The sequence below is a fragment of the Halalkalibacter wakoensis JCM 9140 genome, from assembly GCF_000513095.1.
GTDB classification, from domain to species: Bacteria; Bacillota; Bacilli; order Bacillales; family Bacillaceae_D; genus Halalkalibacter; species Halalkalibacter wakoensis.
Window position 1 is genome coordinate 1 of sequence record NZ_BAUT01000158.1, and the last position, 1,551, is coordinate 1,551.

The following is a 1,551-nucleotide window of genomic DNA, read 5'->3' on the forward strand; positions in this document are numbered from 1 at the left end:
CAGTAGCATTGCATAAACAAATTCTACTGATGTCAAATCAATATTTTTTAGCCGTTTTTAAAGGTCTGAACATTCAGATTTTATATCATTCAAGTTTAAGTGAAAAAAGGACAACAGGTAGGTAAATGGTAGTCCTTATCCACAATTTTACATTTATGCTTTTTCCTAGTTGAATAGCGGATCATATGTCAAATCGTCTAGATGGCTCACCTCACCTTCAGTGAATTGGTGCTCAATCACCCTAAACTCGTCTTCCCAGTTTTGTTTTCTACGTCCTTTTGAAACGCGTGTAGGCTGTCTGAAAAGGGATCGGAGAAAGGCATCAAATCCTTTAAACAAAAGGTTTTTAAGAGTTTGCTTTACATCTAATAAAGGTCCATCATGCTGCACTTTCTCTTGTAAGATCACTTGTAAACAGTACGTGATAAGTGCGACCCAGATTTGATTGCACACCGCATTCTCACTCTTGCCATAGAACGTTTTGAACGTGAGGTGTTGTTTCATCCACTTGAAAAAGGTCTCGATTTTCCAACGATAGCGATACAAGTCACCGACTTCTTCGGCAGACAAGTCAAAACAGTTCGTGACGATCATGACGACGTTGCCTTGACTATCTTGTGTCTCGATTAAGCGCAAGGAGTGGGTCATTTTTGTCCCATTTTGCGAGTTACCTAGAAACACTTCTAGGTCTTTCACAATAGGTGAACCTGCTTGTGGAATTTGTTCGGATAGCACTTCAACCTGTGCGTTCTTCTTCAAACGAGTGATAAACTGAACATCGTGTAAACAGAGATGATCAAACTGTTTATAATCGATATAGCCACGGTCAAACAAGTGGATCGCATCTGAATCGATGTCAATGAGATTTCCCATTTGAGTGCGGTCTGCATGCTTAGCTGGTAAAAGAATTCCTTTATCAGGTAAGGTCAACTCTTTGGTAACCACGACTCGTAAATGGAGACGGATTCCGGCTTTGGTTTTACGAAAAGTCGCCCAAGGGTACTGACTTACACTCATGCTCATCGTCGTTGAATCGATCACGTGTAAGCGTCCGATCTCACGAATGATCGGCGATTGCTTCATCTTTGCTTGTATGTTCAGCACAAGATAATGAAAGATCTTTTCAAATAACGTCGGGGATAGACTACCCAACTTCCTTGAAAGCTGTGACGTGCTAATCGTATCAAATGCGAGTTGCACTTGAAGCTCTTCCTTATCTTTTAGCTTCTTTGACATTTGAGTTAAGCTTTTGGTTTCCTTCAATTGCGAAATGATCAGTAATTGAAGAAACTTATAGGCTGTTAGCTTTTTCACGTATTTATCAAGGTCTATCACGTTAATTAAGTTGGAAAAAGTATGTTCATCTATCACATTTAATAGTTCATTTATTGTAGATTTTATGGTATTCTTGTCCATGGATGGCTCCTTTTAATTGAGATTTGGACAGAACTACCAATCTTAATTATAAGGAGTTTTTTTGCGTCTATAAACCATAAATTTCTACGTTGAAAGACTTGACAAATCCAAAGAAAGTTTATGCAAAGCTAATGA

At 38.7% G+C, this 1,551-nt stretch carries 1 protein-coding gene; it reads right to left on the reverse strand.

Annotation, left to right across the window (positions count from 1 at the left end; all coding sequences use genetic code 11):
* Nucleotides 1-165: 165 nt before the first annotated feature.
* Entirely contained in the window at nucleotides 166-1,416 is a 1,251-nt protein-coding gene (locus JCM9140_RS21915; RefSeq protein WP_034751804.1) for an IS4 family transposase, read from the reverse strand.
* Nucleotides 1,417-1,551: the final 135 nt, after the last annotated feature.